Source organism: Streptomyces sp. NBC_01216 (genome assembly GCF_035994945.1).
Lineage (GTDB): Bacteria > Actinomycetota > Actinomycetes > Streptomycetales > Streptomycetaceae > Streptomyces.
This window is the reverse complement of record NZ_CP108677.1, coordinates 2965794-2991914: the sequence shown is the minus strand read 5'-3', so window position 1 is coordinate 2991914 and position 26121 is coordinate 2965794. Positions and strand designations below refer to the sequence as shown.

The 26121-nt window shown below is 72.5% G+C and carries 20 protein-coding genes; 4 read left to right on the top strand and 16 right to left on the bottom strand.

What is annotated here, in order from left to right:
• Positions 1–111: 111 nt before the first annotated feature.
• The 4 genes from OG393_RS12910 to OG393_RS12895 form a co-directional block, all read right to left on the bottom strand.
• Positions 112–3540 carry a FlgD immunoglobulin-like domain containing protein gene (locus OG393_RS12910; RefSeq protein WP_327374800.1) on the bottom strand — a complete coding sequence of 1143 codons (3429 nt, stop codon included), beginning with the start codon at positions 3538–3540 and terminating at the stop codon, positions 112–114.
• A 327-nt stretch (positions 3541–3867) separates the two neighbouring features.
• Positions 3868–4662, bottom strand: coding sequence for an enoyl-CoA hydratase/isomerase family protein (locus tag OG393_RS12905; RefSeq protein ID WP_442817412.1), 795 nt, complete (start codon positions 4660–4662; stop codon positions 3868–3870).
• 73 nt (positions 4663–4735) lie between these two features.
• Complete coding sequence (locus OG393_RS12900; protein ID WP_327374798.1) at positions 4736–6967, bottom strand: acetate--CoA ligase family protein; 2232 nt, start codon at positions 6965–6967, stop codon at positions 4736–4738.
• Between the two features lie 174 nt (positions 6968–7141).
• On the bottom strand, positions 7142–8320 hold the full coding sequence (locus tag OG393_RS12895) for a flavin-containing monooxygenase (protein WP_327374797.1): 1179 nt from the start codon (positions 8318–8320) through the stop codon (positions 7142–7144).
• 156 nt (positions 8321–8476) lie between these two features.
• Between OG393_RS12895 and OG393_RS12890 the strand changes: the two genes are divergently transcribed.
• Both OG393_RS12890 and OG393_RS12885 read left to right on the top strand, forming a co-directional pair.
• Positions 8477–8926, top strand: a complete 450-nt coding sequence (locus OG393_RS12890) for a DoxX family protein (protein ID WP_327374796.1) — start codon at positions 8477–8479, stop codon at positions 8924–8926.
• Entirely contained in the window at positions 8926–9348 is a 423-nt protein-coding gene (locus OG393_RS12885) for a Zn-ribbon domain-containing OB-fold protein (protein ID WP_327374795.1), read from the top strand. The genes OG393_RS12890 and OG393_RS12885 overlap by 1 nt, the downstream gene beginning before the upstream one ends.
• An 85-nt stretch (positions 9349–9433) precedes the next feature.
• Here the strand turns inward: OG393_RS12885 and OG393_RS12880 are convergent, their stop codons facing one another.
• From OG393_RS12880 to OG393_RS12825, 12 genes are all read right to left on the bottom strand, one after another.
• Positions 9434–10300: a hypothetical protein gene (locus tag OG393_RS12880; RefSeq protein ID WP_327374794.1), complete on the bottom strand. Its 867-nt coding sequence runs from the start codon at positions 10298–10300 to the stop codon at positions 9434–9436.
• Positions 10297–14643 (bottom strand): AAA family ATPase, encoded by a 4347-nt coding sequence (locus tag OG393_RS12875; RefSeq protein WP_327374793.1) that lies wholly within the window; start codon positions 14641–14643, stop codon positions 10297–10299. The genes OG393_RS12880 and OG393_RS12875 overlap by 4 nt, the downstream gene beginning before the upstream one ends.
• A gap of 188 nt (positions 14644–14831) precedes the next feature.
• Positions 14832–15020 carry a DUF397 domain-containing protein gene (locus OG393_RS12870; protein ID WP_442817299.1) on the bottom strand — a complete coding sequence of 63 codons (189 nt, stop codon included), beginning with the start codon at positions 15018–15020 and terminating at the stop codon, positions 14832–14834.
• Positions 15017–15637: a Scr1 family TA system antitoxin-like transcriptional regulator gene (locus OG393_RS35465; protein WP_442817298.1), complete on the bottom strand. Its 621-nt coding sequence runs from the start codon at positions 15635–15637 to the stop codon at positions 15017–15019. The genes OG393_RS12870 and OG393_RS35465 overlap by 4 nt, the downstream gene beginning before the upstream one ends.
• 73 nt (positions 15638–15710) lie before the next feature.
• Entirely contained in the window at positions 15711–16217 is a 507-nt protein-coding gene (locus tag OG393_RS12860) for a mycothiol transferase (RefSeq protein ID WP_327374791.1), read from the bottom strand.
• A 92-nt stretch (positions 16218–16309) separates the two neighbouring features.
• On the bottom strand, positions 16310–16801 hold the full coding sequence (locus OG393_RS12855) for a hypothetical protein (RefSeq protein WP_327374790.1): 492 nt from the start codon (positions 16799–16801) through the stop codon (positions 16310–16312).
• A 14-nt stretch (positions 16802–16815) separates the two neighbouring features.
• A complete protein-coding gene (locus tag OG393_RS12850; protein ID WP_327374789.1) occupies positions 16816–18879 on the bottom strand; it encodes a DUF6571 family protein in 2064 nt (687 codons plus the stop codon).
• A complete protein-coding gene (locus OG393_RS12845) occupies positions 18879–19271 on the bottom strand; it encodes a hypothetical protein (protein WP_327374788.1) in 393 nt (130 codons plus the stop codon). Before OG393_RS12845 ends, OG393_RS12850 begins: the two co-directional genes overlap by 1 nt.
• A gap of 133 nt (positions 19272–19404) precedes the next feature.
• On the bottom strand, positions 19405–21507 hold the full coding sequence (locus tag OG393_RS12840; RefSeq protein WP_327374787.1) for a serine/threonine-protein kinase: 2103 nt from the start codon (positions 21505–21507) through the stop codon (positions 19405–19407).
• Positions 21508–21579: 72 nt separating this feature from the next.
• Positions 21580–22008 carry a J-domain-containing protein gene (locus OG393_RS12835; RefSeq protein ID WP_327374786.1) on the bottom strand — a complete coding sequence of 143 codons (429 nt, stop codon included), beginning with the start codon at positions 22006–22008 and terminating at the stop codon, positions 21580–21582.
• Between the two features lie 9 nt (positions 22009–22017).
• The gene (locus tag OG393_RS12830; protein ID WP_327374785.1) at positions 22018–22962 is read right to left on the bottom strand and encodes an SDR family NAD(P)-dependent oxidoreductase; all 945 of its coding nucleotides are present in this window, start codon (positions 22960–22962) and stop codon (positions 22018–22020) included.
• 462 nt (positions 22963–23424) lie between these two features.
• Positions 23425–23628: a cold-shock protein gene (locus OG393_RS12825; RefSeq protein ID WP_003967102.1), complete on the bottom strand. Its 204-nt coding sequence runs from the start codon at positions 23626–23628 to the stop codon at positions 23425–23427.
• A 259-nt stretch (positions 23629–23887) separates the two neighbouring features.
• Here OG393_RS12825 and OG393_RS12820 point away from each other — a divergent pair, with 259 nt between their 5' ends.
• The gene (locus OG393_RS12820) at positions 23888–24754 is read left to right on the top strand and encodes a menaquinone biosynthetic enzyme MqnA/MqnD family protein (protein WP_327374784.1); all 867 of its coding nucleotides are present in this window, start codon (positions 23888–23890) and stop codon (positions 24752–24754) included.
• A 163-nt stretch (positions 24755–24917) separates the two neighbouring features.
• Positions 24918–26117, top strand: coding sequence for a cyclic dehypoxanthinyl futalosine synthase (gene mqnC / locus OG393_RS12815; RefSeq protein WP_327374783.1), 1200 nt, complete (start codon positions 24918–24920; stop codon positions 26115–26117).
• The last annotated feature ends 4 nt before the right edge of the window (positions 26118–26121 follow it).

The window sequence follows — 26121 nt, the reverse complement described above, 5'->3', positions numbered from 1 at the left end:
ACGGGCCCGCGGACACCGCCAGGACGGCCCGGAGCCCGGACGGCCCCGGAACGCACGGAACCGCCCGGACACGCCCTCGCAGGCGGGTCCGGGCGGTTCCGGGTGCGGGGGTCAGCCGCCGTAGTAGCCGGCGACGTCCGCGATCAGTTCCACCGAACCGAGGTGGTTGTAGAAGGTGATCTCCCCGTCGACGACGGGGACGACCACCAGGTTCGAGACGGTCTGCCCGGCGGCGAAGTTGAGGTTCGACACGCTCGGGCGGTCGCCGCCCGTCGGGTACACCGAGACGAAGCTCGTCTCGGTCGGCCGCGTGGCCGTCACGTTCAGGACCACCGCGGTCACGCCCTCGGGCGGGATGCCGGGCGCGCCCGCCATCCGGAGGGAGACCGAGGAGCCCGAGCTGGTCAGCCGGATGCTGTACGGAACGGCGTACCGGGTGTCCAGGACCCGCACCGAGGAGACGCCGGTGAAGGCCGAGCCCGCGGACGCGTCCTCCGAGTAGTAGCCCGCCACGTCGGCCAGCAGGTCCACCGTGCCGGAGTGGTTGTAGAAGCTCACCTTGCCGTCGACGACGGGGACGGTGACCAGGTTCGGCACCGTGCGCCCGGCCGTGAAGTTCAGGCTGGACGCCGTCGGGCGGCTCGTCCCCGCGGGGAAGACCGTCACGAAGCTGCTCCGCGTCGGCGCGGTCGCGGTCACGTTGAGGACGACCGCCGTGACGCCGGTCTGCGGCACTCCGCCGCGGCCGGCCACCTGCAGGGTCACCGTCTCGCCCGCGCCGACCTCGTCCTTCGGCACCCCGAGACCGGACCGGGTGTCCATCAGCCGCGCCGGGCCGGCCGGCGTGTAGACCGAACCGTCCTCGCCGCGCGCGAAGTAGCCGGAGACATCGGCGACCAGGTCCACCGTGCCGGAGTTGCTGTAGAAGCTCACCTTGCCGTCGACGACCGGCACCACCACCGCGTTCGCGACGGTCTGCCCGGCGGCGAAGTTCAGGCTGGAGGTGTACGGCCGCTTCAGGCCCGACGCGTGGACCGACACGTACCCGGGTCCCGACGGGTTCGTCGCGGTCACGTTGAGGACGACCGCCGTGACACCGGTCGCGGGCAGGCCGGCCACCCCCGCGAGCGGGAGCGTCACCGTCTCGCCCGCCCCGACCTTGGCCTTCGGCGCACCCAGCCCGGACCGGGTGTCGAGCGCCCGGGTGGGCGTCAGCGGTGCGAAGGTGCCCTCGGGCACCGTCACCGCGCTGTCGCGCAGTTCGACCACCCCGGACTCCCGCAGCGCGGCCCCCGGACCGTCGGCGGGCAGCACGTCCAACGTCCACGTGTAGGCGCCGTCCGCGAGGCCCAGGCCCCGGTCGTCCTTGCCGTCCCAGGAGACGGAGACCGCGCCGCCGGACGGGCCGCCGCCCGTGCCGGTCAGGGTGCGCGCCACGGCGCCGGTGCTCTTGTCCCGCAGCGTCACCGTCCAGGACCCGGCGGGCCGGGACGTCAGCCAGCGCGGCGTCCACGTCGTGCCGTAGGACACCCGCTCGCCGCTCTTCACCGTGGACTGCACGACGGCGAACGGTTCCGTCGGCACCCCGCTCGGCACGAGGTGGATCCGCCGGTCGGCGTCGACGTAGGCCGCCGGGCCGCCGAACTTGTCGACCGTCCAGGTCACGCCGCGCTGGTCGGCCGCCGTGCCCGCCAGGTCGCCGATGGCGCGCGTGACGGTCGAGCCGTCCCGGAACGCGGTGAGCAGCAGCTCGCCCGCGGTCTTGTCGTGCCGGACCAGGTAGCCGTCACCGACGAGTGCCTCGCCGGACGGCACGTCGATGTTCTTCCGGGCCGTGCGGTCCCACACGCCGGCCGGAGCGTCCGTGCCGCAGGACCAGTACAGCCAGCGCCCGACCGCCTGGAGTTCCTCGGCCACGCAGGGCGCGCCGGTGTCGAGGGTGGTCGTGGCGCCGGTGCGCAGGTCCTCGCCCGACAGCCGGCCGGCGGTGCCGGTCTGCGTCCAGTAGGTGGAGCCCCACACCGAGGCCGCCGTGACCGGTCCGGTGCGGATCGGCCCGAGGTCGTGGTGGACGCCGATGTCGCCGACGTACTGGCGGGCCGGGTCGGCGCCGTTCAGGATGGCGTAGCGGCCGGTGAGGTCGACGAGCTCGGCGGTCTTCGACGCCGTACGGAAGAAGCCGGCGTCGTCCTGCCTGTCCGGGGACCCGAGCACCGCGCCGCTGTTGTCGGGGCGCAGTCGCTCGACGCGCCCGTCGCCCGTCGCGTACGGGCCGGAGTGGGCCGCGTCGCCGATCGTCCAGCTCTTCCAGGCCCGCTCGCCGGGCTTGAACGCGGCCCCGTCCCGGGTGACGGGGCGGGTCTGGTAGCTGTCCATGAAGCTCGCGTCGACTTCCCGGGTGGCGAGCAGGCCGTTGGCCAGCGAGAGGTCGGTGACCTTCGCGGCGACCGGCTCGACGGCCGTGACGGCCGTCACGGGCTTGCCGCCGCCGGGTACCGTGCGCAGCGCCCAGTGGGAGGAGTCGGTGCCGCCGGTGACGACGGCCTCACCGGCCCCGTTCGTCACGATCGCGGGTCCGGCGTGCCGCAGCACCTCCACGGGCGCGGCGCCCTCGAAGGAGATCCGCTGGAGCCGGTAACCGGACAGGTCGACCATGTCGTTCGGGTCGTTGAGGTCGTACCAGGTGAGCAGCAGGTCGTCGCCCGCGGCCCCGATGACGGGCCGTTCGTCGCCGACCGGCTTCACCGGCAGGACCTTCGGTGTGGCGGAGGGGTCGGTCCGTGGTGCCCACCGCACCCGCCGGGTGCTGTACGTCACCCAGGCGATCCGGTCCGGCGTGAGGGCGATCTGGGTGCTCCGGATGTCGCCGGAGACCGGACCCTTGGTGAACGCGCCGGTCTTCAGGTCGATCAGGCCGAGCCGGGTGACGCCCTCCGGGTCCTTGTACACGACGACGAGGGTTCCCGCGTCCGCCGCGACCTGCTGGTAGAGGGTGGCGCCGGCCGGCAGTGGCACGCCGGCCGTCTCGGTCGCCGTGCCGTCCGCGCCGACCTCGAACAACTGGAAGGCGTACGATCCGGCCGCCCCGGTCCGGGTCAGCGCGGAGTCGCCGGCGCGCGCGACCACGGTGTGCCCCTGGGGCAGCGCGAAGGTCACCCTCGCGCCCGTACCGAAGTCCTCACGGGTCCACTGACCCGCCACCGAGTGGAGGAAGACGTCGGTGCCGGCCGGCAGCCAGGACCGCGTGGACCCGCCGTAGCCGGGGTCCAGCGCGATGCCGCCCAGGTCCACCGTCCGGGTGCCGCCGTCCCAGCCGCTCCACAGGTATCCGGCGCGCCCCTCCTGCCGGTAGAGGACGCCCGAGGCTCCGGCGCCGATCGGGACGGTCTCCCTCGGGACGTACCGGTCCGACTGGAAGACGGTCTCGGCCGGTACCGGCTCCTCGGCCACGGCCGGTCCGGCCAGTACGGCGGGTGATCCGAGCAGCCCCACGACCACGGCGGCGCTGAGTCCGCCGCGTGCCCACGCCCGACGATTCATCTGGTTCCCCTCCCCTGAGGGTCCCGTTGCCGGTACTGGGGGAACCACCTGCCGGTCAGGGCAGCCGTCATCTCGCCGCAGCCGGGGGCGGGGACCCCTGTGCGATGGACAGGACCCTAACAGTCGCGTTCCCTGAGGTGGCGGGCGGAGTCCGGCCCCGTTCCGGGCGGTCGAGGAGGGTGAACCGGGCCGCCGGAGCGCGGTGCCGCCTCCGGCGGGGGAGACGTCCCGATGTGGGTACCTGCAAGGGTTTTCAGCCACGATATGACTCGTTATCCGGCCGCTCGACCGGTCACTTCGCCCGGCCGGAGGCCACCCGACAGGCTCTCAGCGCCCTTCGTAGCGCGGCGTCCGCCGCTCGACGAAGCTCGCCACGCCCTCGTTCGCGTCGCGCGTCGCCATGTTGATCTCCTGGGCCGCCGCCTCCGCCGCGAACGCGGTCGCGCGGTCGGTGTCCAGGGAGGCGTTCACCAGCTGCTTGGTGAGCGCGATCGCCCGGGTCGGTCCCTGGGCCAGGCGCTCGGCCCAGGCGCGGGCCGTCTTCGCCAGCTCTTCGTCGGGCACGACCCGGTTCACCAGGCCGAGGCTCCGCGCCTCGCCCGCGCCCACCGCGTCGCCGAGGAACATCAGCTCCTTCGCGCGCTGCGTGCCGATCAGCCGTGGCAGCAGGTAGGCCCCGCCGCCGTCCGGTACGAGGCCCCGCCGGACGAAGACCTCGACGAACCGGGCCGACTCGGCCGCGAGCACCAGGTCGCAGGCGAAGGCCAGATGCGCGCCGATTCCGGCGGCCGTGCCGTTCACCGCGGCGATCACCGGCTTCTCGCAGTCCAGTACGGCCGCGATGAGGCGCTGCGCCCCGAGCCGGATGGTCCGCGCCACGTCCCCGGGGACGCGCGCGGCGCCCGGGGCCCCCGCCGCCCCGGCCGTTCCGCCCGCCGTGCCCGGCCCGTGGTCCGGTATCGCCCCCGTTCCGTCGGCGGGCGGGGACCCGCGCAGGTCCGCGCCCGCGCAGAAACCCCGGCCGGTCGCCGTCAGGACCACCGCCCGCACGTCGGGGTCCGCGGAGGCCGTGGCCAGGAGGGCGATGATCCGTTCCCGTTGGTCCCAGGTGACCGCGTTCATGGCGGCGGGGCGGTTGAGCGTGATCCACGAGACGCCGTCCTCGACGGCGTGCAGTACGTCCGGCACGGGTCTCCTATCGGCAGACCGCCAGGGCGTCCAGGGCGACCGCCCCTTGCCCGCGCGGCAGCACCATCAGCGGGTTGATGTCCAGCTCGGCGAGGTCGCCGTCGAGTTCGAGAGCCATCCGCTGCACCCGCAGCACGACCTCCACCAGCGCCTCGGTGTCCGCCGCCGGCGCGCCCCGTACGCCCTCCAGCAGGGCCCGGCCGCGCAGTTCGCCGAGCATGGACCGGGCCTCGCGCTCGTCGAACGGCGGTACCCGCACCGCGGCGTCGTCCAGGACCTCGACCAGGACACCGCCCAGGCCCACCGTGACCGTGGGCCCGAAGAGCGGGTCCCGGGCCACGCCCACCACCATCTCGATCCCGCGGCCGACCATCTGGCAGACGAGGATCCCGTCCAGGCCGACGCCCTCGTACCGGGCGATGTCGGTGAGCTCGCGGTAGGCGTCCCGGACCTGGCTCGCCGAGGTCAGTCCCACCTTCACCAGGCCGAGTTCGGTCTTGTGCGCCAGCCGCGCCCCGGACGCCTTCATCACCACCGGATAGCCGACGAGCCCGGCCGCCCGGACGGCCGCCGCGGCACTCGTGACCAGTTGTTCGCGCGGGACCCGGATTCCGTACGCCCGCAGGAGCTGCTTCGCCGCGTGTTCGCTGAGCTGTTCGCCGGGCCGTATCAGGGCCCGCGCCTTGCGGAAGGAGGGGGAGGGGGTGCGGGGGGCCTCGTCGAAGGGTGAGCGGTAGCCGCCCGAGAAGCGGTGGTGGCCGAGATAGGCGCGCACCGCCCCGATGCAGTTCGAGAAGGTGCGGAAGGTGGCGACGCGCGAGGAGCCCAGCAGGGTCTCGCGGTAGGCGGCCTCGGTCCCGACCGGCGAGCCCCAGACCACGCACACGAGCTTGTCGGTGGCCTCTGCCGCGTCGACCAGGTCCTGCGCCAGCCGGTCGCTCATGGGCGGGAAGGGCCCGGTGATGGGGCAGACGAGGACGCCGACGGACGGGTCGGCGAGGATCGCGTCGATGATCTTCCGGCCGCGCCAGTCGCCGACCGGGTGCCCGCCGTTGTCGACCGGGTTCGCCACGCTCAGGTAGGGCGGTATCCAGGTGTGCAGTTCGTCCTGCTTGGCCTGCGGCAGCGTCGGCAGGCTGAGGCCGGCGGCCGTGGCCAGGTCGGAGAAGTGGGCGCCGGTGCCGCCGGAGATCGAGTAGACGACGACGCCGTCCGCGACCGGCTTGCGTGCTCGGGCCAGCAGGGCGGCGGTGTCCTGGAGTTCGTCGAGTCCGTCGACCCGTATGACGCCGAACTGCCGCATGGCCGCGTCGACGACCCGGTCCGCCCCGGTCAGCTTGCCGGTGTGCGAGGCGGCCGTCCGCGCTCCGGTCTCGGTCCGTCCGACCTTCACCGCGACGACCGGCACGCCCTGGCGGGCGGCGCGGTCCGCCGCGAGCAGGAAGGAGCGCCCGTCCTTGAGCCCCTCGACGTAGCAGGCGATGGCCCCGACCTCCGGCCGGGTCGCGAAGTACGAGACGAAGTCGGCGGTCTCCAGATCGGCCTCGTTGCCGGTGGGCGCCCAGTGGGAGAGCCGTACGCCGAGCTCCTGGAGGGTGTGGACGGGGCGCCCCTGGTGTCCCGACTGGGTGATGAGCGCGATGGCCGGACCGTCCAGGTCCTCACGGAAGTGCTCGAAGGCGTTGAGGTTGGTGTTGGGGCCGAGCAGGCGCATCCCCGAGCGGCGCACGGCGGCCGTGAGGCGTTCCTGCGCGGCGGCCCCCTCGTCGCCCGCCTCGGCGAATCCGGAGGCGAAGGCCACGGCGAACCGCACCTTTGCCCCGGCGAGTTCCTCGACGACCGGCAGCGGGTCGGCGACCAGCAGCACGGCGAGGTCGACGGGCTCGCCGAGCGCGCCGACCGAAGGCACGCAGTCGATCCCGAAGACGCGGGTGCGGGTGGGGTGCACGGGCACGAGCCGGGCGCCGACCCGCTCGGCCCAGGCGATGAGCTGCCGGGTGATGCCGGTGTGGGGGCGGCCCTCGCCGTCGGAGGCTCCGACGACGGCGACGGACCGGGGCCGGAAGAACCTGTCGAGGTCCGGCACGGGGGCGTACAGCGGCCGGCCGCTGACGTCGACGTCACCCTCGACCGCCGTCGTGCCGTGCACGGCGAAGCCGGGCGTCCCCGCGTGCTCCCCGCAGGCGACCACGCGGGCGCGGAGACCGGAGGTGAAGGTGCCGTGAGTCGATCCAAGCATCGTTCCGCCCGCTTTCCCACTCGTCGCCGAAGAGCCCGCAGTGAACTGACGCATAGTCAGATTACAGAACTGACGGCAAGTCAGGAATGGGTGGGGGCGAACTCTCGACCGGGCCCCGTGGTCGGTCGGTCCCTTCCGGGCCTCGGTCCCCCCGGCCCGGCGGCCGGGCCCGGTTCAGGCCGCCCGGCGCTCCGTGTCGCGGCGGGCGGACCGGCGGGCGATCCGGCGGGCGATCTTCTCCGCGTCGATGGCCAGTTCCCGCAGCATCCCGCTGATCGGGCTCGTGAACCCGGTGAAGTAGAGTCCGGGCGCCCCCTCCGGTGTCCGTGCCCCCCGGGCCGTCGGCCGACCCCGCTCGTCGAGTACGCCGAGGTGGCCCACCAGTGGCTCCAGCGCCCGGTGGTAGCCGGTCGCGGCGATCACCGCGTCCGGGGTGATCCGGGTCCCGTCCGCGAGGACGACCTTGTCGGCGTCGAAGGACTCGACCGCCCCGACCACTTCCACCCTCCCGGTCCGGACCGCGTCGATCAGGCCCACGTCCTGCACCGGGACGGCGCCTTCACGGACCCGCGAGTACAACCCGGTGTCCGGCCGCGGGAGTCCGTGCGCCGACAGGTCGGGGACCGCGGCCTTCGCCATGAGCCCGCCCATCCGGTCCACCAGGCGGACCGGCAGGCGGCGCACCAGGATGCCGGTGCGCTGCGCGGGCCATCCGGCCGTGGAGCGGCGCACGATGTGCGGGACGGTACGCACCGCGAGCCGCACCCGGGCCGCACCGCCCTCGGCGAGGTCGGCCGCGATCTCGGCGCCGGTGTTGCCCGCGCCGACGACGAGTACGTCGCGGCCCGCGTAGGGGGCCGGGTTGCGGTAGGCGTTCGCGTGCGTCAGTTCCCGGTCGTACTCCTCGCGACCCGGCCACGCGGGTATCCGCGGGGTGTGGTTGTATCCGGTGGCCACGACCACGGCCCGTCCGGTCAGTCGCCGTCCGCCGGTCGCGTGCAGCAGCCACGCGTCCCCCTCGCGCTCGACGCGGGTGACCTCGACGCCCGTCACGATCTCCAGTTCATGGAACTCGGCGTACTTCTCCAGATAGCGCACCACGTCCGCGCGGGCGGCCCAGCGGCCGAAGGAGCGCGGCATCCTGAGTCCGGGGAGGCCGGACAGGCGGCGGGTGGTGTGCAGCCGCAGCCGGTCGTAGTGCCCGCGCCAGGAGGCGCCGACGGCGTCGGACTTCTCCAGGACGACGGCCCGGACGTCCCGCGCGCGCAGGGCGGCGGCGACGGCGAGTCCGCCGGGTCCGCCGCCGATGACGTAAACGGGGTGGTCGGGGTGGGCATGGGGGGTATTGGCCATGAATGCTCAGCGTAGTGACATGACCACTTGTTGGGTCTCGGTCAAGAGGGGAATTGGTTGCGAATAGGTCACGCCCGCCTGCCTCTTGCGGGACAGGGCGCCGTCCGCTGAACTGACGTATCGTCAGATGTATTCGGGAGGGAAAGGTACCGACCCATGCAGACCGTCTGGCTCACCGGCGCCGAATGGCTCGCCGTCCTCCGTATCGGGCTCGGCCTGTGGTGGCTGGAGAGCTGGCGCCACAAGGACAGGAAGGGCTGGCTCAAGCGCGGCACGGGCATCGCCTGGGCGGCGGACGTGGCGGCGAGGCACCGCTGGACGGCGGTGCGCCGCGGCTTCGAGACGGTCGTCGCCCCCCGGCCCAAGCTCATGGCCCACATCGTCGTCCACGCCGAACTCGCCCTCGGTCTCGGCCTCGTCGCCGGCCTCCTCACCCCGGTGGCCCTGATCGGCGGACTGCTCCTGAACCTCCTCTACCTGGTCCTGATGATCCACGACTGGGCCGAGCAGGGGCAGAACGCGATGATGGCGCTGATCTCGGTGGTCGCCCTCCTCGCCGTCTCCTGGCAGACCTGGTCCCTCGACCACGCGACCGGGCTCTTCTGATGGGCGCGCGCTACGACCTGCCCGACACCGACGCCTTCACGCGGCCCTACTGGGACGCGGCGGCCGAAGGCCGGCTCCTCCTGCGCCGCTGCGCCGGCTGCGGGCGCGCCCACCACTACCCGCGCGAGTCCTGCCCGCACTGCTGGAGCGAGGACGTGGCCTGGGAGCCCGCGAGCGGCCTGGCCACCCTCTACACCTGGTCCGTCGTCCACCGCAACGACCTCCCGCCCTTCGGCGAACGCGTGCCCTACGTCGCCGCGATCGTCGACCTCGCGGAGGGCCCGCGGATGACGACCGAGGTGGTCGGAGTGGCGGAGGACGACCTCCGCATCGGCATGGACCTGGAGCTGACCGTCCGCACGGTGGAGGGCACGGCGATCCCCCTCTTCACCGCCCGCGGCGCCGGCGCCGCGTCGGCCTGACCCCGGACGGCCGGGTCCGCGCGCCACCCCCGGGCGTACCCGCAGGCGGACTCGCCCCGCGCACGCCCCTCGTCCCGGACCGGCGTCACACCCCGAGGTACGGCGCCAGCGTCGCCGCCGTCGTGGCCCCCCGCAGGTAGTTCACCGCGTTGTGCAGGTCGAAGTGGAAGCCCACGACCGAGGTGTGGTCGAGGGCGATCCCGTCGAACCAGCCACTCAGACCGGGTGGCACGGCCACCGGGTCACCCGGGTCCGCGATGTTCACCCAACGGCCGACTCCGGGCGGGCGGGTGCCCCGCCCCTCCGGGCGGGGAGTCAGGCGCTCGAAGACGACGCGCGGCAGGGCGAGCGGGGAGCCGAGTGTCAGGAACAGGTCGCACCGCAGCTCCGGATGGGCGTGCAGTGCCTCGTAGGCGACCACGGAACCGAGCGAGTGCGCGATGACGACGCGCGGGCGATGCGCGGCGATCCGCGCCGCCACCTCCTCGCGGGCCGCCACCCGCTCGGGCGCGTCCTCGGCCCGCAGGTAGGTCGCCACCTCACGGCACAGCAGACGGATGAAGATCCGTAGTGGGCCCTCGGCGAGGTCGAACTTCCGCGCCATCCAGGAGGACAGCGCCCGCAGCGGGACTCCCGCGTGGCCCTGGGACTCCTCGTCGGAGACACCGAGTTCCCGCGCCCACCGCTCCAGGACCTCCCGGGCCGCGGGGTCGTCCGACAGATCCTCGCCGTCGCCCTGCGCCACCGGGCGGGTGGCGAGTCTGTCGGCGTAGTAGGCGAAGTCCACGTCGAGGCGCCCCGGGTCCACGCCCAGACCCTTGGCCAGCGCCGTGCCCCAGTCGGCGGCCTTGCGTCGGCGCAGGTCCTCGAGCAGGGCCCCGGTCACGTCGGCGCCGAAGCTGTTGCCGACACCGTGGACGGCGACGAGGGACAGGGGAGTGGCAGCGGTCATCCAAGCCTCCGCGCGAGGGGTTCGAGGCTGAGGGCGACGACCTCGTGGCCGACGCCGAGGAGCACGGCCGAGCCGGGGCCGACGGTCACCGCCCGCGCCTCGTCCGGAAGATGGAACGTGGAGACGCACGTCCGCGTTCCCAGATCCCACAGCCGCACGGTCCGGTCGAGCCCGGCGGTGACGGCACAGGGGCGGCCGTCGAACGTCACCGTCGACACGGCGGGCACCGCCGCGTGCCCTTCCGACAGCGTGCCGGCCGGCCGGCACGTGGCCGGATTCCACAGGTCCACCTTGCCGGAGCGCCGGCTGACCAGGACGAGCGGCCGTCCGTCGACCTCCGTCGCCGCCACAGCGATCACCGCGCTGCCGCGCCCGGTCAGCGTCCGTATCCGTGTCCTGGTGGTCAGGTCCCAGACCTCGACGGTGCCCCTGCTCGTCCCCGTGAGGACGACCGGCACCCCCTCCACCCGCGTCACGGCGAGGGAGATCACCGCCGACTTGTGACCCGTCATCCGGCCGGTCTCCGAGGCCGTGGTCAGGTCCCACACCCGGACCGTCCGGTCGTGGCTGGCGGTGACGGCGTGCGGTCGCCCGTCCAGCTCGGTCACCGCGAGCGCGACCACCGCGCTCTCGTGGCCGACCAGCGAGGGCGCCGGAGTACGGGTGGTCAGGTCCCACATCCGCACCTCGGGGTCGATGCCGACGGCCAGGGCGTGCGGCCGGCCGGCCACCGTCGTCACCGCGACGGTCTGGATCGCGCTGCCGTGATCGCTCAGCTCCCCCGCGTACCGGCCGCCTGCCACGTCCCAGAGCCGGAGGGCCCCGGCCCGCTCCCCGGTGAGCGCGTACGGCGCGCCGTGGACCTCGGCGACCGCGACGGCGTCGACCCGGTCGGTCCGGCCTCGCAAGGGGCTCGTCTCGGGCCGCGCGGTCAGGTCCCACACCCGGACCGTCCCGTCGTGGCCGCCGGTGAGCGCGTGCGGCCGGCCGTCCATCGTCGCGGCGGTGACCCAGGCGACGGCCTTGGTGTGGCCGATCAGCACCCGCACCTGCCGCCGGGTGGTCAGGTCCCACACCCGGACCGCCCCGGAACGGTCCCCGGTGAGCGCGTGCGGCCGACCGTCCAGCGTTGTCACGGTCACCACGTCGACGGCCTTGGTGTGCCCCGTCAGTTCGCCCACCAGCCGCCCGGTGACCAGGTCGTACACCCGCACCGTGCCGGTCGTGTCCGTGGTCAGCGCCTGCGGCGTACCGTCCACGACCGCCGTGGCCGAGGACACCACCCAGTCGCGGTGGCCGCTCAGTTCCCGCACCCGGTAGGCGGCGACCAGGTCCCACACCGACACGGCGCCGGACCGGTCGCTGACGACGACGTGCGGGCGGCCGTCCAGCTCGGTGACGGCCAGCGAGATGACCATCTTGGAGTGCCGGCCGACCAACTGGGTCTGCTCCCCGGTCGTCAGGTCCCACATCCGCACCCACCGGTCCTGGCTTCCGGTGAGGGCGTGTGGCCGGCCGTCCACCCACGTCACCACCACGGCCGTCACCGGGCCGGTGTGGCCGCGGAGCTCGCGTACCAGGCGCCCGCTACTGAGGTCCCACACCCGGACGGCGGGTCCCTGACCGGCGGTGAGCGCGTGCGGCCGGCCGTCCACCTCCGCGACCGCGACCGCGGCCACCTCGCCGTGCCCTCCGACGAGGGTGCCCACCTGCCGTCCGGTGGTCAGGTCCCATACGCGCGCCGTACGGTCCGTGCTTCCGGTCACCGCGTGCACGCGCCCGCCCACGGCCGTCACCGCCACCGAGGTGACGGTCCGGTCGTGCCCCACGAGCGTGCGGACCAGCTCCAGCGTCACCTGGTGTCCGGTCGCCCAGCGGACGCTCCAGTCCGCGTCCCCGGGCAGACTCGCCCGCAGCTCCTCGTCGCGGAACCGGGCCGCGTCCAGGGCCAGGAGCTGTCGTCGTCCGGACGGCGGCAGGGTGTGGTGCGTGCCCCAGGACGCCCGGTACACCGCCGCGATGTGGCGGGCCCGCTCCGAGCCGACGTTCCGCAGGGCGTCGGCGAGGGCGTGCGGATCGGCGTGCAGGAGGAACTCGCTCTCCCGGACGAGGTCGTCCAGCCGGCCCGCGTCGAGCGCGTGCCGGGCGGTGTGCCGCCAGAGGTACGGGGCCGCGAGATGCCAGAGCCGACGGCCCGTCCCGTCGCGGGGGACGGACTCCAGGAGCCGCGCGTAGAGCGCGCCGGTCACCGAGTGCCCCGCCGGGGCCCCGTCGCCGACCGGGTGGGCCCCCCCGGCTTCCCCGGTCTCCCCGGCCGGCACGACGGCGTTGGCCTGGAGCCACTGGGCGAGCCCCTCGTGGAAGAGCCGGTAGAGCGTCGTGCCGTCCTCGTCCACCTCCCGCCGCAGGTAGAAGCGGGCCGTGCGGTCCAGCACCTCGTGCAGCGCGGCCGGCGGCAGCGGCGGCTCGGCGTCGAGGGAGCCGGTGAACGCCGAGGCGGCGGAGGCCAGGACGCGTTCGGGCATGCCCCGGCCCTGGGCGAAGGCGAGCCCGGTCAGCAGCGGACGCAGCCGCGGTTCGCCGGAGTGGCGCATCAGGTCGAGTTCGAGCAGCTCGGGCAGACCGAGCGGGACCCGGGCGCCGAGCGCGGCGGCCTCCTCGGGGGTGTCGCGGGGTTCCTCGGCGGCGAGGAGGTAGTGCACGTAGAGTCCCGCCGCCAGGAACTCGCCCCACTGCAGTTCGTCTCCCCGGCCCACCAGCCGCTCGGCGACGGCCCGTGCGAGGGCCTCGCGGGCCCCGCTCCGGCTGCCCCGGGCGTAGGGGCCGTCGTCCCGCAGCAGCCGCTCCACGTAGGCGGCGACACCCCGGCGGACGGTGTCGGGGGACGCGCCGCTGAGATCGGTGTGTCCGCCGTCGTCACAGGCCAGGTCGAACAGCGGGCGGAAGCGGGCGTCCTCGCGGGTGGAGACCAGCAGCCGCAGCCGGCTGCCCGGCTCCCGGGCCCGCTGGGCGAGCGGCAGGAGCAGCGCGGCCACGATGTCCTCGGGCCGGTCGGCCTCGTCGAGCGCGTCGAGGACGACGGTGACCGGTGCGCCCTCCTCCGGCAGCAGCCCGTACAGGTGGTCGGCGGGGTTCGCGGCGCCGCCCGGCTCTTCGGCGGGGGAGCCGGGGCGCAGCTGGCGGGCGAGCGCGGCGGTGATCTGGTCGAGCCCGAGGCGCCGGGCGTGCACGACGGCCAGCCGGTCGTTCTCGCCGGGCACCGGACCGTCCAGCCGGTGCCAGAGCCGCCGGGTGTGCCGCCGTAACAGGGGGTGGGCCGCGCACACCAGGACGCCCAGCAGGGCCGATTTCCCCGACCCCGGCTTTCCGGTGACCATCCGCACGCGCGGTCCGGCCTCCGCGTCGTCGAGCCACGCGGACAGCTCGCCCAGTTCCTCCTCACGGCCGGAGAAGTAGCCCTCCCCCCAGTCGCGCCCGACCGGCTCGCCTCCGCCCCCGCGCCGCATGAAGTGCTCGGGGTCCCACGCCCAGTCGGTGAGCCGGGCGATCTCCGGCGGCAGATCGCCCGGCAGGCCGTCGGCCGCCGGCTCGCCGTAGGAGGGATTGGGGAAGAACGGCAGCCCCGACAGGTCCGCGTGGGCCGGCACGAGACTGGTGAGGATCGACTGCGGAAGGTTCCCCGGGGCCTCGGCCACCAGGTCGTTGACCGTGCGGTCGATCTCCCGGAAGAACGTTCCGGGCGGGATGTACCGCACCGACGGGTCGAAGCGCACCTCGCGGTTGCGGTACTTCTCCAGGACCCGGACGACGGCCCGGCTCAGCCGGTAGCCGAAGGCGGTGTCCCGCGGCCCGGTGGCGGCGAGCACCCAGGCCCTGCGCCTGGCCACGTCCATCCGGCCGTGCCAGGCCCGCACGGCCGGTTCGCCCGCGTAGCAGACGTCGAGGATGAACAGCGTCATCGGACGGTGCTCGTCCGGATGGTCCTCGATCAGTTCGATCCACGAGGCCACGGGCCGCGCCAGCCGCCTGCCGTCCCCGTCGAGGACGTAGAGTTTCTCGCTGCGCTCCTCGGCGAGCTCACCGTGGCCCACGAGGTGCACGATCAGGACGTCGACGTCCTGGCTGACCACCGCGCTCTCCACCTGCCGCAGGTGGCCGACGGGCCCTTCGCCCGGCGGGGGCAGTGGCTCGTACCGGAAGTCGCCCAGCACGGCCACGACGTCCTCGGAGTGCCGTGGGGCCTGCTCCAGCGGGTCGAGCCCGAGACGCGGAGACGACCCGTCCTCGGTCCGCTCCAGGGCAATGCCCAAGGACAGCACGGCATGCCGCTGTTCCTCGGTCATGGCCGTTCCCCGTTCCCCGTTCCCGTCCCGTGGGCTCCACCTCCGACGATAGTGAAGGAGGCGGGTGTGGTCCCGGCGAACGCAGAGGCCGTGGACGACGAACGGGGTTCAGGAGAGGCGGCGTCCACGATCAGCCGGGTCCCGGACGCGTCCCCGCTCGACGTCGAAGAGGAGGTACTTCCCGCTGGTCACATGCCGGATGCCACGGCGGTGGCGAAGGCCGCCCGGGAGGCGGGGGCGAGGGTGAGCCGGGGGCCGTCGGCGTTCTTGGAGTCGCGCACGTGCACGGCGGGATGGGCGGCGACCTCGACGCACTCGCCGCCCTCGGAGTCGCTGTGACCGCTCTTGAACCAGGTCAGTTCCGTGGTGTTCATCATTCTCCCGGCAGTTTCTCGATCCAGGTCAGGGACTCCTGCGGTGTGAGCGCCCGCGCCCGGATGATGCCATAGCGCTCGGCGTACTGGCGTGCCTCTTCCGGGTCGGTGATCAGCCGGGCGTGACCGTAGATCTCGGTATAGGCCACCTCCCGCCGACCGCGCGGGGTCAGCAGGATGAACGCGCCACCCAGATAGGGGTGTTCGGGCCGGTCCAGGGGCATCACCTGAAGGTCGACCGTCCGCCGCGTGGCCACCTCCCGCACCCGCCGCGGTTGCTCGCGGTGGACGTCCGGGCAGGTCCTCGCAGGTCCTCGCTGCAGTGCGTGGCCTCCGCCGGCTCCGCCTGGCTCAGCCGAGCGTTGCGGCGCAGCACCTTGACGATTCTGCCGAGCGCACGGAACAAGTGCGCCGTACCGCGGTGCGCCACGGCCGGGTGGCCGGGCGCGACTTCGCGTTACACCTCGTCCCGTACGGGGACCAGGTCCGCATCGCGGTCTGCGACGCGCGCGGGGACAGCCGGCCGGAGCCGGTGGCGGTACCCGACGAGGGCGTACGGGCTGCTGCTCGTCGTCGCCCTCACCACCGCCTGGGGTGTCAGCGCCCCGCGTCGTCGGCAAGACGGTCTGGGCGACGGTCCCGGTGCGGTGAGCGTCCCGGCGTCCCCCGCCCTGCCGGGGCGCGGGCCCGGCCCTACCGCCGTTCCAGCATGCCCCGGACGTAGGCCGCCTGGCCCGCGTGCTGGTTGTCGTCGGTGATCACGCTCACCAGGCGGACACCGAGGGTCACCGGTGGGTCCCACGCCTCGTCCACCACACGGTCGAGGTCCGCTTCGGTGAGGGTTTCCAGGTGCTCCAGCGTGCGGGCGTGCACGGCATCGTAGTAGCCGAGCAGCAGGTCCGCCGGGGCGCGGACGGCGGCGACCTGCGCGCGGGAGTGACCGTAGCCGGTCGCCCCCGGCGGGAAACCGAGACCGAAGGCGGAGATCCAGTCGTCCTCGGTCCACACCTGCGCGGTGCCGAACGCACCCGCGACGTGATCGTCCTGGATGCGGGTGAGGTGCCAGACCAGCCAGGCGATCGAGTTGGCGTCGGGATCGACACGCGCGGTCAGGTCGTCCTCGGTCAGACCCCGCACGGCCGCGTGCACGGATTCCCGTACGCGGTCGAACGCGTCCAGGAGCAGATCGCTGCTTCTCATGCCGCCAGCCTCGCCGAGCGCGGTCCCGTGCCGGCACGGGACCGGCGCCGTCCGGGCGGGATTCACCCGGACGGCCGCCGGCCCCGCGGCCCTCAGTCCGCGCAGCCGGCCGCCTTCCGCGCGGCGGGAAGGTAAGCGGCCATGAACCGGATCAGGGCCTCCCTGCGGGCGGCGGCGTCATCCTTCTTGGGGTAGAAACGCATGGCCAGCGCATAGAAGTCCCGCTCCTCACCCTTGAGGACACAACGTCCATGGGCGCCGACGGCCGTATCGTTCGCACGCCCTTCATCGCCGATGTCCACGGGTGTGCCACCCGCGATCTGGTAGTCCCACAGCGCCTCGTACTTCTCGTCCGCGCTGCTCTCCAGGGAGAGGACGCGCTCTCCGTCGACGGCCACGGAACAACGCTGTGTCGTCGGGTTCGAGTACGCCGTACTGGTGGTCAACTTCTCGCCCGGCAGCAGCACCGGCCGCAGCACGGCCGGGTCGACCGGGACCCCGCACAGCTTGCTGGGCGTGGCGTACTCTTCCTTCTTCTCCGTGCATCCCGCGCCCGCCAGAGCGACGATCACGGCGATCGTCACGATCGCGCCGCGCCTCACTTGGCACCTGCCAGACCCTTGGCCTGGTCGTTTCCGTTCAACGCCGCGCCATTGATTTCTTCTTCAAGCAGGTACGGCGTTTCCCCGTGACTAGGGTTGATCTTCGCCCACTCCTCGGCAATGGTCCTGAGCTGGTTCGACCGGTGCTCGAACGTCTTCCCGTTCTGCTCCTTGATCTCGTCGTCGATGCGGTCCTGCTCGTCGAGCTGCCACTGGTAGGCAAGGGCGTCCACCCCGCGCTGCACCGCGTCGCCGACGACGGGGATGAAGTTCGCCGCGCCACCGAAGCCGTGGTAGCCCCACTTGGCGTCCCAGGAGGGATCCTCCTTGTCGGTCTCCATGGCCATGTAGCGGGCCTGCTCCAGGAAGCCGATGGTGGCGCCGCCACGCCGCAGCGTCTCCTTGGTGTGCCTCTGGTCGTCCTCGTGGATGTCTCTGATGATCTCCTGGTTCATGGCCTCGTTGATCATGCCGTACGCATTCTGGTCACGCGAGATCTGCTTGCTCACCTCCAGGAGCGCCTGCCGGTCCAGCAGGCGCGGGTCCTTGCCGTTGTCCGACAGGGAGCTCATCGAGTGGTGCACGACGTCGCTGTGGCGGGAGAGGGTCTTCGCCATGTCGTCGCGTATCTCCGGCGGGAAGTCGTCGCCGCGCGCCGACAGGTACTCCAGCGACCGGTCGAGGACCTTACGGTGCTCGGGGGTGAGCTCGACCTGGGGGGCCGTCGGGTCGTTCGGGTTCATGCCGGTGGCGGCGGCGGCCAGCGCGGCGCCGGTGGCGTCGAACGCGGAGTTGCCGTCCTTGTTGTCCAGCGGCGTGTCGTCGAAGACCTGGCGGTCGCCGAGGACGTACGCCGCGTTGTCGTCGGGCTCGGTGGCGTTGAAGAACTCGGTGGCCGCGTTGGGGCTGGCGGACAGTGCCGTCATGAACCCGGTCATCGGGTCCCGGCCGAAGTCCTCGCCGATGAAGTTCATCTTCGGCATCGGCGGCGCCCCGGCGTTCCAGTAGTTGGCCGGGAGCTTCATCTTCTTCTCGGTCTCGACGAGCTTGTTGCCGTAGTCGTTGAGGAAGCGGTCGTCCCAGTCACCGGTCCGCATCAGATTGCTCATCAGCTGGTAGCCGTACACCTGGCTGCCGCGCGTCTGGATCCGCTCCTCGCCGAGCCTCACCATGTCGTTCTCCCAGCCGCGCATGGCCGGGCTGTCCGACTGGGTGGCACCGGCCAGGACGAAGGACAGGTTCCGCTGGAAGTCCCCCAGTTCCTTGAGCCGGGCGCGCTGGAGGTCGCCGCCGTCCGATCCGTCCGAGAGGTCGGCCCAGAAGTCGAGGACGCCGCGCGGGCCGAGCGTGGTGGCGAGCTTCTCCTGGAAGAGCCGGTCGTCCTTGTAGGCGGCGAGTTCCCTGTTCAGCCGGTCGAACTCCTCGGGGGACAGGTCGTCCCCCTTGGTCTTCAGGAGGTCCGCGATCCGCTCGGCGTCCTTCATGGCCTGCGCGGCACGGTCCCGGTTGTAGTAGGCGGCGTCCGAGAAGCCGTACGGGGTCTGGCTGACGAGCATGGTCAGCGCCTGCCCGGCGGTGGTGTCGCTCTCGGTCGCCTGCTCCAGGATCCTCTGTACCTGATCGCGCAGGGCGGTGACGTCGGCCTGGGTGTGCTCCGGCACTTCGTGGCCCTTGGCGGCTCGGTCGGGGTGGATGTTCATGGTGACGGTGAATCCACCGTTCCCGGTCTCCACCACCGTCAGGTTCCGGGTCAGGCCCTGCTCGATCGCCTCGTTCAACTGCTGCTTGTATCCGACGAGTTCGCCGTGGGTGTCCTTGAGGATGTTGGCGATGCTGGTCGCCTGCGTGGCGGCGTCGGCGAACTCCTTGGCCGTCTTGCCGATGAACTCCTTGGTGACGGTGGCGTTCACGCCCTCCCAGTTCGCCTTGGCAGCCTTGCCGCCGAGGTCGTCACGGGCGTCCGACTCCAGCTCCCACAGCTTCTTGCCCATCGCCTCCCAGTCACCGGCGGCCGTACCGAGCTTCGAGAAGTCCCCGAACCTGAGCGCGTCGAGATCCATCAGTGCCGCGCCCTCTCCTCGAAGCCCTTGTCGAGCTGCTCGAACTTGAACTGGGTGGCGATCCAGTACTCGTCGTCCGCGTGGGTCTTCTTCGAGTACTCGAGGTGGTTGGAGATGTGGCCGCAGGCGTCGAGCAAGGTGTTGACCTGGTTGTCCCACTTCTCCGCGACGGTGGTCAGGGCCGGGCCGAGCGCGAAGTCCCGCTTCATCGCGGTACCGGCTTCCTGGGTGCTGGCCTTGGCGTGATCGCCGTCGGTGTCCAGCCGCTGGTACAGCTTGAACGCCGCGTCGCCGACGGCCGCCAGGTCCGTCTGCTCCACGCGCAGGTCTCCGCCCTGCTGCGCGCCGCCACCGCCGCTCCCTCCGCCGCCGTCGAGCTGGTTGAGGCGCATGCTGATCTGCTTCTCATGCGCCGCCGTCCGGATACCGGTCCATTCGTCCTCGAATGACACAAGACCCCCGTGCGATTCCCTGTTGGTACGTGAGTGCGACTCACCATAGTGCCGCCGCCGGAACGGGTGCGGCTCAGTTCGACCGCTCGTAGTGGTATCCGTCACCGTGCGCCGGACCGACGTCGTGGCGCAGTCCGGTGGGGGTGGCGAGTTCGAAGTACGACGGGTCCGCGCTGCCGCAGTAGCTCGCCGAGCGGGCCTTGTCGACGGTGCCGGTGCCCAGGTTGACGCGCTTGCCGCCGTTGGTGACGGAGACCAGCTTGGCCACGTGCTCGCAGTGGGCGCCGCCGGCGTCGGTGATCATCCTGGCCGCGATCTGCCCCGGGGCGACCCGGTAGAGGTAGACCGTGGCGGGCTGGTTGATGTTGAACTGGCCCGCGTAGGCCCAGGTGCCGACGAAGGCCGCGGGGACCTGGTTGTCCGCGGTGGCGGGCGGCTTGGTGGTGCCGGCCGACGAGCCGGCCGAGGAAACCCCGGAGGACCCGCCCGGCCCGGAGGAGCCACTGCCGGAAGTGGTTCCGGAACCACTTCCCGAGCCGTTGCCCGAGCCGCTTCCCGAGCCGCTTCCCGAGGAGGAGTTGCCCGCCGTCGCCACACCGGCCGTGACCGTCCCGGCCGAGCCACCGCCCGCCGCGCCTCCGGCGTCTCCGGCCGTGTCGGCGCCGCCGGGTGGCGGGGAGCCCTGCGAGGGAGCCGCGCCCGTACCGGGCGTACCGGCGGGGGGAGCGGACGACGCGCTGTCGGAGCCGGCGGACGGGGGCGGGGTGGTGCCGGATGCGCCCGGGGCGCTTCGGACGTCGCGCTGCCGGGCGTCGTCGTCGACGAAGTGCACCACGGTGCCGCTGATACCGATCACGGCGAACACGGCGGCCACGACCGCCCAGGCCCGCGAGGCACGGCGGGGCTCCCGGTCGCCGCCGTCCCGTCCGGTCGCGGCGACGGCTGCCTTCGGCCGAAGGCCGAGGGTGCCCGCGTCGGGGGTGTCGGAGGAGGCCGAGGGGCCGGAAGCACCGGAGGTGTCGGCGGCATCAGGGGTGTCGGAGGCCGAGCCCGCCGTTCCCGGCCGTAGCCGGAGGGTGCCGGCCGCGGCCTCGCCGCCCTGGTCGCCTTCCCCGGTCTCATCGGGTGCGTCGGGTTCGTCGGGTCCATCGAGCGCGTCGGACCCCCGCGCCGCGCGTGACTCCGCCGTCTCCTCCGCGAGTTGCTCCGACAACGCCTCGGCGTCGAGCAGTCGCGCCGCCTGCCGTGCGAGGCGGGCCACGAGCGCGGGGGGCAGCCAGGAACCTTCGGCCGTGACGGCAGCCGACAGCGCAGGGTCCGCCAGGAGCGTCTCGACGCCGGGGCGTTCGTCGGGGTCCTTCGTCAGACAGCGGGCGATGACCCCGCGCAGGGCGTCGTCCGTCACCCGGTCGAGCTCCGGCTCGGCCTCCACGATCCCGAACATGATCGCGTGCTGGTTGCCGGCGCCGTGCCCGAACGGCAGGCGCCCCGTCACCGCGTACATGAGCACGCAGCCGAGCGTGAAGACGTCGGCGGCGGGACCCAGGGCCCCGCCGCGCACCTGCTCGGGGGCCATGAACCCGGGGGAACCGACCACCATGCCCGTGCTGGTGAGCAAGGACTCGACCGAGGGCTCCAGCGCCCGCGCGATGCCGAAGTCGATCACGCGGGGGCCCTCCACCGTGAGCATCACGTTGGAGGGCTTCAGGTCGCGGTGCAGGATGCCCGCCCCGTGGATGCCCCGGAGCGCCTTCAGCAGGCCGTCGGCGAGCGCCAGCGCCGAGGCCGAGGGCAGCGGCCCGTGGGTGCGGACGACCTGTTCGAGCGAAGGCCCGGGGACGAAGCCGGTCGCCACCCAGGGCCGGTCCGCCTCCGGGTCGGCGTCCAGCACGGGGGCGGTGAAGTCGCCGCCGACCTTCCGCACCGCCTCGACCTCGCGACGGAACCGGGCCCGGAACCGGCCGTCCGAGGCGTGCTCCTCGTGCACCACCTTGACGGCCACCGTCCGCCCGCCCTCGGAACGGGCGAGATACACCCGGCCCATGCCCCCGGAGCCGAGCCGCCCCAGCAGGCGGTAGGGGCCGATCCTGCGCGGATCGCCGGCGACGAGCGGTGCTATGCCGTCCTCGCCCCCGCCCCCGCCCTCCGTGTTCTCCGTGCCGCTGTCGCTGCGCATGCCGGTCTGTTCCCCCCGGTCGTACCTGATGCGTGGTCAGTCGAACGGGCATCAGGGTAGAGGAGGCCGGTCTCAGTCGGAGGACGACCCCGCTCCCGGCCCGGTTTCCCGCTCGCGACGCCATGTCTCCACCATCGCGTCCACGTCGAACGGCACGAGGTTCAGCGGAGGGCCCGCCGGGGGCCGGCGCACCGCCTCGGCGATCTTGGTGTTGATCTCGCCGAGGAGTCGCCGCACCTGACCCTCCGAGACGGCAGCGCGGACCGCCTCGACGGTGTCCTCGGCCTCCTTGCGCAGCGCGAGCGACGGCGGCAGGACGGAGGCACCCTCGCGGTGCAGTTTCCCCTTGATCCACCAGAGCTCGTCGTACGGGGCGCGGTCGTCGCCGAGTGGTCTGCCGAAGCCGGCGAGCCGCGAGAACTCGCCTCGCTCCGCCGCTTCGCGGATCTGCTTGTCCACGAATGACTCGAAGCTGACGCCGGGCGGTTTGCGTTCGGTCATGCGTCCAGCCTAAGTGGTCGGCTCCGGAAATCCTTCGGGGGTTGATCGGGCTGCCAGGGCCCAGCGGTTGGGTATAGCGGGCGGGCGGGCCGGGGCAACGGGCATGACAGGCGGGCCGATCGGGAGAAGTGGATCACTCCGCCCTGTCGTCTGCTGTACCCGCCTCGGCGACCGGTGGTGTGTCTGACACAGGTGCGGGTCGCCGGCGGCGAGGCCGGGACTGCCCGGAAGGTCAGCGCGCAGCCGCTGGAGCACAGGGCGTACGTGTTGCGGCCGGGTCGGGCGTCGGGGAACGTGCCGGGCGGCGGACTGCGGTCCGGCGAGGCGGTGCAGGTGCCGGGTGGCATCCCCGTCCAGCCGCAGGGCGCGGGCGAGGGCGTCGAGTACCGCACCCGAGGGGTTGGGTACGCGGCCCTGTTCCATCCGGGTGCAGTAGTCGACGCTCACTCCGGCGAGCTGGGCGATCTCCTCGCGGCGCGGGCCGGCGACCCGGCGCCGGCCTCCGGCCGGCAGGGCGACGTCTTCGAGGTGCGGGAGGGAGCGGCGGCAGAACCTTCTGGACCGTGAAGAACGCCCCTTGAAGTTGACGTCGACGCTGAGATCGAAGTCCTGCTCAGTGACCTCACCACTGCGCTGGAACACTCCGACCCCGGCATTGGCGAACACCCCGTCCAGACGTCCGTGGCGTTCACGGATCAGGGCAGCCAAGCGGTCGAGATCGGTGAGGCTGGCGGAGTCGGCCCGGACCGTGGACGGACGGCCACCCCGGTCGGACGCCGTGTCCGATTGTTCGGCTGCGCGGTCCAGGCGGGCGTCGTCGCGGCCGGTGATGACGATATGGGCGCCGGCTTCCAGGAGTGGACGCGCGGTGGCCAGGCCCATTCCGCTGGTTCCGCCGGTGATGAGGACGACACGGTCGTGGAAGCCGGTCACATCGCTGTTGCTGTCGGTCACGACCACAGCTTCGCCACCAACCTTCGGGCCGGCCAGGCCCAGATCAACCTGGGTCTCCCAGGCCCCCCTTCCGCGGGGGCCGAGAACGCCCCCACCACACCGCCCCGGACGTCCAACGATGCGACACACACCGCCCGGCCCCGGAATCAACCCCCGAAGGATTTCCGGAGCGGACCACTAAGAGGCGCCCCGGGGCCGGTCGAGATGCCGACGGAACGCCATGAAGAGGGGCTGAGGCCCGCCGCGGGTCCCCGCCGTTCCCTTTCCGCGGGAAATCCGCGTCCGTGTCCCCTCGCGGGGAAACGACGGGCCACGGGACAAAGGCGACCGGGTGAATGCCGGACCGCCGGGACCGGAAATACGCGAAAGGGAACAAGGCAGGAGCCCCGCTCGTGCCCGAAGACACGGAGCGGGGCTCCTTGGGTACTTCTCTAGCCGTGCGCGATCGCCGACCCGGGCAACTTAGGCCGGGGTGACGTTCTCCGCCTGCGGGCCCTTCGGACCCTGCGTGACGTCGAAGTTCACGACCTGGTTCTCCTCGAGGGAGCGGAACCCGGACGCGTTGATCGCGGAGTAGTGGACGAAGACATCCGGGCCGCCGCCGTCCTGGGCGATGAAGCCGAAGCCCTTTTCAGCGTTGAACCACTTGACGGTTCCGGTAGCCATAAGCCCTCCTTGGGCCAAAGGGTTGCCCTGCTCCAGAACCTGCAAAGAAGTCTGAAAACTACAAAAGCCTGCGGGTCACATGCTCCGCAGGCTCTGTACTGCAAGGGAAACCAAACTGCAACTTGCGATGAGCGTAGCACGCAGGGTGTGCGACGCACTAGAGGGAAAGATCACGTCACCCGGAGGTCTGACACGGCTCTGACGTGCTGACGCGTGCCCCGAAGGCGTCCACCGTACGAGACGGGTCTAGCCTCGCGCTGTGGACAACGCAACCGATGGCGAGCAGCCCCGCCGGCCCCGGGTCGGGCACATCCAGTTCCTGAACTGTCTGCCCCTCTACTGGGGTCTGGCCCGCACCGGAACGCTTCTCGATCTGGAGCTGACGAAGGACACTCCGGAGAAGCTCAGTGAGCGGCTGGTGCGGGGCGGCCTCGACATCGGACCCATCACGCTCGTCGAATATCTCCGGAACGCGGACGGTCTTGTCGCCCTGCCGGACATCGCGGTGGGCTGCGACGGCCCTGTGATGTCCTGCGTGATCGTCTCGCAGCGTCCGCTGGACCGACTGGACCGGGCGCGGGTGGCCCTCGGCTCCACCTCCCGCACCTCCGTACGGCTGGCCCAGTTGCTGCTGGCCGAGCGGTACGGGGTGCGGCCGGACTACTACACGTGCCCGCCCGACCTCGGGCTGATGATGCAGGAGGCGGACGCCGCCGTCCTGATCGGCGACGCAGCCCTCCGGGCCTCCCTGCACGACGCTCCGCGCCTCGGCCTGCAGGTCCACGACCTGGGGCTGATGTGGAAGGAGTGGACGGGTCTGCCGTTCGTCTTCGCGGTGTGGGCCGCGCGCAAGGACTTCCTGGCGGAGCGGCCGGAGACCGTCCGCGAGGTCCACGAGGCGTTCCTGGCCTCGCGGGACCTGTCGCTGGTGGAGGTCACCAAGGTCGCCGAGCAGGCCGCGCGCTGGGAGTCCTTCGACGCGGAGCTCCTGGAACGGTACTTCCGGACCCTCGATTTCCGTTTCGGTCCCGAGCAGCTGTCCGGTGTGCGGGAATTCGCCCGCCGGACCGGCCCGACCACCGGGTTCCCGGCCGACGTGCGGGTCGAGCTGCTGGGACCGAGTTAGAGCGGTCGGGTGGCCCGCGTCCGCCCGGTCAGCGACCACCCGACAGGCTCTCGGCCCGGCGGGTACGGCGGGGGAGACCCGCGGGAACCCTGCGAAAGTCCCGGGAAACGCTGGCGTAGGCTGGTTCGGTCCGTCCAGAACCCCTCCGAAAGGGACTCACCCGGTGACCGAGAAGGCCGACCTTCAGTCCGTCCTCGACCGCGCCGCAGAGGGTGGCCGGATCACCCCCGAGGAGGCGCTCGACCTCTACCGCTCGGCGCCGCTGCACGCCCTGGGCGCGGCGGCCGACGCCGTGCGGCGCCGCAGGTACGCGGGTACCGAGCACATCGCGACGTACATCATCGAGCGGAACATCAACTACACGAACGTGTGCGTCACGGCGTGCAAGTTCTGCGCCTTCTACGCCCCGCCGAAGGCCACCGACAAGGGCTGGACCCGCGACCTCGACGACATCCTGCGCCGCTGCGCGGAGACCGTGGAGCTCGGCGGCACGCAGATCATGTTCCAGGGCGGTCACCACCCGGACTACGGCGTGGAGTACTACGAGGAGCACTTCGCGGCGATCAAGAAGGACTTCCCGGACCTGGTCATCCACTCCCTCGGCGCTTCCGAGGTCGAGCACATGGCCCGGATCAGCGGCGTCTCCGTCGAGGAGGCGATCACCCGGATCCACGCGGCCGGGCTGGACTCCTTCGCCGGCGCCGGCGCCGAGCTGCTCCCGGCGCGCCCGCGCAAGGCGATCGCCCCGCTCAAGGAGAGCGGCGAGCGCTGGCTGGAGATCATGGAGATCGCCCACGGCCTGGGTGTGGAGTCCACCTCCACGATGCTGATGGGTACCGGCGAGACGAACGCCGAGCGCATCGAGCACCTGCGGATGATCCGCGACGTACAGGACCGGACGGGTGGCTTCCGGGCCTTCATCCCGTACACCTACCAGCCCGAGAACAACCACCTCAAGGGCCGCACGCAGGCCACGCTCTTCGAGTACCTGCGGATGATCGCGATCGCGCGGCTCTTCCTGGACAACGTGGCCCACATCCAGGGCTCGTGGCTGACCACGGGCAAGGAGGTCGGCCAGCTGTCGCTGCACTACGGCGCCGACGACCTGGGCTCGATCATGCTGGAGGAGAACGTCGTCTCCTCGGCGGGCGCGAAGCACCGCTCGAACCGCCTGGAGATCATCGACCTGATCCGCAAGGCGGGCCGGGTCCCGGCCCAGCGCGCGACGACGTACGAGCACCTGGTCGTCCACGAGGACCCGGCGAACGACCCGGTCGACGAGCGGGTCGTCTCGCACATCTCCTCCACGGCGATCGAGGGCGGCACGGCGCACCCGGAGCTGAAGCTCCTGAACGCCAACTGACCTG